7 protein-coding genes are annotated in these 6,512 nt (G+C 50.0%); 3 read left to right on the forward strand and 4 right to left on the reverse strand.

Translation table 11 applies throughout. The features are described 5' to 3' along the window. Positions 1-322: 322 nt before the first annotated feature. Positions 323-1,750, reverse strand: a complete 1,428-nt coding sequence (gene ccoG / locus ACF8D4_RS14490; RefSeq protein WP_392464639.1) for a cytochrome c oxidase accessory protein CcoG — start codon at positions 1,748-1,750, stop codon at positions 323-325. An 87-nt stretch (positions 1,751-1,837) separates the two neighbouring features. Here ccoG and ACF8D4_RS14495 point away from each other — a divergent pair, with 87 nt between their 5' ends. The 3 genes from ACF8D4_RS14495 (at position 1,838) to ACF8D4_RS14505 (ending at position 3,537) form a co-directional block, all read left to right on the forward strand. Next, a complete protein-coding gene (locus tag ACF8D4_RS14495; RefSeq protein WP_025889692.1) occupies positions 1,838-2,188 on the forward strand; it encodes a hypothetical protein in 351 nt (116 codons plus the stop codon). A 110-nt stretch (positions 2,189-2,298) separates the two neighbouring features. Next, a complete protein-coding gene (locus ACF8D4_RS14500; RefSeq protein ID WP_028780956.1) occupies positions 2,299-3,201 on the forward strand; it encodes a 1,4-dihydroxy-2-naphthoyl-CoA synthase in 903 nt (300 codons plus the stop codon). A gap of 132 nt (positions 3,202-3,333) precedes the next feature. Next, complete coding sequence (locus ACF8D4_RS14505) at positions 3,334-3,537, forward strand: DUF2061 domain-containing protein (RefSeq protein ID WP_025011735.1); 204 nt, start codon at positions 3,334-3,336, stop codon at positions 3,535-3,537. A 57-nt stretch (positions 3,538-3,594) separates the two neighbouring features. On the opposite strand, the gene glmS is transcribed toward ACF8D4_RS14505, so the two are convergent. The 3 genes from glmS to ACF8D4_RS14520 all read right to left on the reverse strand — a co-directional run. Then, positions 3,595-5,424, reverse strand: coding sequence for a glutamine--fructose-6-phosphate transaminase (isomerizing) (gene glmS / locus ACF8D4_RS14510; RefSeq protein WP_392468799.1), 1,830 nt, complete (start codon positions 5,422-5,424; stop codon positions 3,595-3,597). A 24-nt stretch (positions 5,425-5,448) separates the two neighbouring features. Beyond that, positions 5,449-6,219 (reverse strand): DeoR/GlpR family DNA-binding transcription regulator, encoded by a 771-nt coding sequence (locus ACF8D4_RS14515; protein ID WP_025011733.1) that lies wholly within the window; start codon positions 6,217-6,219, stop codon positions 5,449-5,451. Positions 6,220-6,401: 182 nt separating this feature from the next. After that, a partial coding sequence (locus tag ACF8D4_RS14520) for a transposase (protein ID WP_146194394.1) occupies positions 6,402-6,512 on the reverse strand: 111 nt, incomplete at its 5' end.

Consider the following 6,512-nt stretch of genomic DNA (forward strand, 5'->3'; position numbering starts at 1 on the left):
GGCCATCGGGTCAGGGCTGCGTATTCTACGCTTTCCTGCTGCGGCGTCAAGAGGTAATTACCATCTTTTTTCGCCTGTCGTTGAAAGGACTCAAGAGCCGTTTTTCTTCGACCCTGTCACGTCTTTCGCGTTGCCGCTGTGCCGTGTCAGTGGGAGCGCATTATAGGGAGCCAAAACTTTTGTGCAAGGGCTAAATCTTAGAAAAACAGGATTAATTTATCGTTCGCTCATAAAAGCAACCAAATGACCAAAAAAGCGATATTTTTTGATGAAAAAAGGGGCTCGCGCCCCTTTCTATCTATCTTGAATCGTTTCTTAAAGCTTAAGGCCCGAAGAAACGGGACTCCTGTTTGGCTTCAACCGCCTCACCATCGACTTCGGTAGTGACAATAAAGTCTATCTTGGTAATAGGACGTTTCAGCTCCACAGGGTCGACCGCCACACTGATTGGCAGCGTCAATACTTCACCGGCCGCAATTTGCACTGTTTGTGGGCCATACCACTTATAGTTGTTTAATCCATCAATGTGCATCTGGTACTCGTGGGCCGTTTCTGTTTTGTTCAATATCTTCAAAGTGAAGGTATTCTCTGTCATACCCTGAGTATTCTCGGTATAGAGCTGATTCCGGTCACGAATGATATCGATGCGTACAGGGGCGATATTGGCACTGGCGTAGATAAACACCAAAATCATCGCGGTAAGCACAACACCATAGCCCACCAGCTTGGGACGCAGCACTTTTTCCTTGATCCCTTCCAGTTTGTTTTCCGTGGTGTAACTGATAAGGCCTTTGGCATATCCCATACGTTCCATGGTGGAGTCGCAAGCATCGATACAGGCGCCGCAGTTGATACATTCGTACTGCAGGCCATTACGGATATCAATCCCTGTCGGACAGACCTGAACACAGAGATCGCAATCGATACAGTCGCCCAGCTCCAGAGCTTTGGGATCAGCCTTGCGGGAACGGGGGCCGCGAGTTTCACCACGCTTGGTGTCATAGCCAACAATATAAGTGTTCTTATCGAACATGGCCGCCTGGAAACGTGCATAGGGGCACATGTGAATACACATGATTTCCCGCATCCAGCCGGCATTACCATAGGTTGCCAGAGTGAAGAGAATGACCCAGAAGTACACGGCGCCACTGGCCTGTAAGGTAAACACCTCTAGGTATACTTCTCTGGAGGGCACAAAGTAAGACACAAATGTCATGGCCGTCAGCAGGGAGATCAACAACCAGGCAGTATGCTTGGCCGTTTTGCGCCAGAGTTTGTCAAAACTCCAGGGCATCTGATCCAACTTCATCCTTTTGTTGCGTGCCCCTTCGAGCTTTTCTTCAAACCAGATAAAGATGAAGGTCCACACTGTCTGCGGGCAGGTGTACCCGCACCAGACCCTTCCCAGGTAGGTAGTGACAAAAAACAGTGCAAAGGCGGCAATCATAAACAAGGCCGCCAGCAACGTCAGATCCTGAGGCCAGATAGTCAGGCCGAATACATGAAACTTCTGCTCCGCCAGGTTAAACCAAACTGCCTGCCTATCCCCCCATGGAAGCCAGGGCAAGATGAGAAAAAACAGCATGGCTATCCATCCCATCCGCCGCCTTAACGTACTCCATAGACCATCAACCGCACGAACGTAAATTCGGTTGCGAGGATTAAAGCGGTCTGCTTTACTCGCATCAGGCTGGTGAATCTTGATTCGATTGGCTTTCGAATAATCCTTATTGCTCGACTCTTCACTCATCTTTACAGCCTTTTACTGCTTATTGTATAAAAACTGGCGTATTATACCTTGTAACACAAGGGTTATTAACCTTAGTTGGACTAAATGATGAAAGGCTGGATTATTTTGGCAATATTGGCTGGAGTGCTTTATTACCTGGTCACTCAGACGGATAAACTCGATGAGCCCATTGCCCAAACCGAAGCATTAGTAAAGAAAATTGAACGCAAGCTGGATGCCATGACGGGCACGCAGATCATTCGCCTCGATCAGAAAAAGGCCCGCCTCAAGGCAGATATTGCCGAGCGTTTGTCAGCTTCAGAGCTACAAGAGCTGGACAACATACTGACCACACCAGATACCCTGATGGACTTCAAGGATGAGTATTGTCGCGGCAATGTCATATCTCATCCTGTTTTCAACAAAGATAATCTGCTGTTCATCTGCGATAACCTCTGAGTAAAGCCGCGGGTTTTGTCGACGGTCGCAAAACCCGCACCTGAAATCATTGACCTCCCATGCCAATCCACCTAGCCTTTGAGCCATTATCAATATAGGGGCTGTTTGTTATGACATCTTTTGTTTCCGATACTTTTGAACCTGAATTGTGGGAAGAGGTTGCCGGGTTCGCTTTTGAAGACATCACTTACCACAGAGCCAAATCTCAAGGTACGGTGCGAATTGCCATTAACCGCCCCGACTGCCTAAACGCTTTTCGTCCCAAGACGGTTGATGAACTTTACATAGCTCTGGATCACGCCCGGCAATGGTCTGATGTAGGTTGTGTGCTGTTAACGGGCAATGGTCCATCGGCCAAAGGGCAATATTCCTTCTCCTCCGGTGGCGATCAGCGTATTCGCGGCAAGGACGGCTACAAATATGAAGGTGAGGAAGCCGGCAAGGCCGATTTGGCTCGCATGGGCCGCCTGCATATTCTCGAAGTGCAGCGCTTGATCCGCTTTATGCCCAAGGTCGTCATAGCCGTTGTTCCCGGTTGGGCGGTTGGTGGCGGTCACAGCCTGCACGTGGTGTGCGATCTGACACTGGCATCGAAAGAACATGCCGTTTTCAAACAGACAGACCCGGATGTAGCCAGCTTTGATTCTGGCTATGGCAGTGCTTATCTGGCGAAGATGATAGGTCAGAAGCGGGCAAGAGAAATATTTTTCTGTGGCTTTAACTACAGTGCCGATGAAGCCTTTGCCATGGGCATGGTTAACCGTTCGGTTCCGCATGCAGAACTTGAAACCGAAGCTCTGCGCTGGGCCAAGGAGATCAATTCCAAGTCCCCAACCGCAATGCGCATGCTCAAATATGGCTTTAACCTGCCTGATGATGGTTTGGTTGGCCAGCAACTGTTTGCCGGAGAAGCGACCCGTTTGGCCTATGGCACAGCCGAGGCCCAGGAAGGCCGGGACGCGTTTCTTGAAAAACGCGATCAGGACTTTTCCAGCTTCCCTTGGCATTACTGATAGTCTTAGACGATTAAAGGCCGCATAAGCGGCCTTTTTAATAGATAAAAACGGTCAAATTAATCTGTTAAACCCTCTTTTAATTATTAATGAGAATTATTATCATTAGATTATCGAGAGAGGAGAACCGCCATGATTAAGACAATGACCTTTGCCATACTGCACTTCAGCGTAGCCTTTACCATCACTTATCTGCTTACCGGCAGTGTACTTATCGGTGGTGCCGTGGCCCTGGTAGAACCCAGTATCAATACTGTTGTTTTCTACTTCCACGAAAAAGTCTGGAAAAGATACGAAGCAAAAAAGCAGCAGCGGCTGACACAATTAACCGCCTGAGCATACACTCAGGCGATTAGTGGCAACACTTTCAGGCTTGAGCTTGATTCCGGCCAATTACTCCACAGTAACCGACTTGGCCAAGTTTCTTGGCTGATCCACATCAGTCCCTTTGATCAGGGCAACATGGTATGACAGCAACTGCAGCGGAATGGTGTAAATAAGCGGTGCCATAAACTCATCACAATGTGGCACAGGAATTACCTTCATGGTGTCATCGGATGCAAATTCAGCATCAACATCGGCAAACACATACATCAAGCCACCACGGGCACGCACTTCTTCCACATTCGACTTAAGCTTTTCAAGCAGTTCATTATTGGGTGCAACCACTATCACAGGCATGTCGGCATCGATCAGCGCCAATGGTCCATGTTTCAGCTCTCCGGATGCATAAGCTTCGGCATGAATATAGGAAATCTCCTTCAGCTTCAACGCACCTTCCATCGCTATGGGGTATTGATCGCCACGTCCCAGGAAAAGGGCATGACTCTTATCGGCAAAGTCTTCTGCCAACTCGGCAATGGCATCGTCCAACCCCAGAGCCAGCTCCACTTTAGCCGGCATAGACTGCAGACTCTGGGCGATTGCCGCCTGCATTTCCACACTCATACTGTTGTAACGACCTAAAGCCGCCGTCAGCATCAACAAACCGGCCAACTGTACGGTAAAGGCCTTGGTGGAAGCCACACCTATCTCGGCACCGGCTTTCATCATATATGCCATGTCGGACTCGCGAACCAGCGAGGATCCGGGGGCGTTACATATGGTCAGGGTTGCCTTGTACCCCATCTCTTTGGCCAAACGCATTGCTGCCAGGGTATCGGCCGTTTCACCGGATTGAGAAATAGTGACCAACAGGCTGTTGGGGAACAGATGCGACTTGCGGTAGCGGAATTCAGAGGCGATTTCCACATTACAGGAAACGCCGGCCCAATCTTCCAGCCAATAACGTGCTGCCATACCGGCATGGTAACTGGTACCGCAGGCAATGATCTGTACGTGTTTGATATCTTTGAGAAGCTCGGCTGCATTATCACCAAAGGCACTATCCAGCACCTGCTGCTGGGCAATTCGGCCTTCGAGAGTACGGGCCAGCGCCATTGGCTGCTCATAGATCTCTTTAAGCATATAGTGACGATACTCGCCCTTGTCACCGGCATCATGGGTGATTTCAGATTCTTTCTTTTCACGTACAACCGGGTTACCGTCCAGATCATAGATATGGACCTCACGGCGAGTCACTTCGGCAACATCACCCTCTTCCAGGAAGGCAAAAGTACGGGTCACCGGCAGCAGCGCCAACTGATCCGAAGCAACGAAGTTTTCTCCCAGGCCAAAGCCTATTACCAATGGGCTGCCACTGCGGGCGACCACCAGCCGCTCAGGGTCACGGCGGTCGATGACCACAGTGCCATAGGCACCTTCCAGTTGTTTTACTGTGGCTTGTACCGCCGCCAGCAAGCCGGGGGCAGACTTGAGCTCATGGTCAACCAGATGACAAATGACTTCTGTATCTGTATCTGAGTTGAACTGATAACCCAAACCCTTGAGCATCTCCCGCAATTTAGCGTGATTTTCAATAATGCCGTTGTGCACCACGGCTATGTCGCTGCCGGATTGATGTGGATGCGCGTTGCGCTCACTGGGCTCACCATGGGTCGCCCAACGGGTATGGGCGATACCTGTACCACCGGCCAAAGGAGCAGTTTGCAAAGCATCGGCCAACTCCTGCACCTTGCCAACTCTGCGGGTACGGGTCAGTTCACCTTGGTGAATGACAGCCACACCGGCCGAATCATAGCCACGATATTCCAGGCGTTTCAGCCCCTCTATCAAGATTTCAGCTACATCCCGCTGCGCTACTGCGCCAACAATTCCACACATATCAATATCCGCTTAATTTAAAGTTTATGCTGTAAAAGGGGCTAAGATCAGCTTTACCCCTTGATTTGAAATACTTTCAGCGGCTGCATCAGGCAGCCTGTCATCTGTCACCAGGGTCGTGACCAACTCCCATGGCAACTCAAGATTAGGAATTCTGCGACCCACCTTTTCCGATTCGAGCAACACCACCACATCCCTGGAGACTTCCGCCATCACCCGGCTGAGTCCAATCAACTCATTGAAAGTGGTGGTGCCTCGCTGCAAGTCAATGCCATCGGCGCCGATAAAAAGCTGGTCAAAATTGTAGGAACGCAGTACTTGCTCAGCCACCTGTCCTTGAAAAGATTCGGAGTGTGGATCCCAAGTGCCCCCTGTCATCAAGAGTGTGGGCTCGTTTTCCAATTCATGTATCGCATTGGCCAGTTGCAGGGAGTTGGTCATGACCACCAGCCCGCGCTTATCATTGAGCTCGGGAATAAGCCCCAAAGTGGTGCTGCCACAATCTATAATGATGCGATTATGATCTTTGATAAGCCCGGCAGCGGCCTGAGCTATGGCCAACTTATTGCGAGAAGGCGGTTCAGACAAGGTTTGGGTCATCTCTTGAGGAACGACGACGGCACCACCATAACGACGCAGCAGCAAACCGGTTTTCTCCAGGGCTGCCAAGTCTTTACGTATGGTCACTTCCGAAGTTTCAAACTTCAGCGCCAAGGCATCGACACTGACTTCACCCTGCTGCTGCAGCAGGGTAACTATGGCGTGACGCCTTTGTTGAGTGTTGCGTTTGGTCATTCCAGACTGAATAAGTTTCGATTCGAAAGGCGAATTATATAACTTCGAAACCTAAACGCAATTGCTGAGTGAAAAAAGCCCGTTAGCAGTTCAGCCGATATACAGGCATACCTTAAAGCCAGCCCGAGCCTGGGCGCGTCACAAGAAGCCGAAAGAATTAGATTTCATCCATAAAAAATGGTTCATCGCGGATCTCCGGGGAACGCCTCTCTGACTTTCAGAAAGAAGTATTCGGTATCCCGGTAGCCATAGCCCATTCGCTTCAGCAGTTTGATTTTGTTGTTCATCCCCTC

The organism is Shewanella sp. YQ_9, assembly GCF_043103185.1.
Taxonomy (GTDB): domain Bacteria; phylum Pseudomonadota; class Gammaproteobacteria; order Enterobacterales; family Shewanellaceae; genus Shewanella; species Shewanella algae.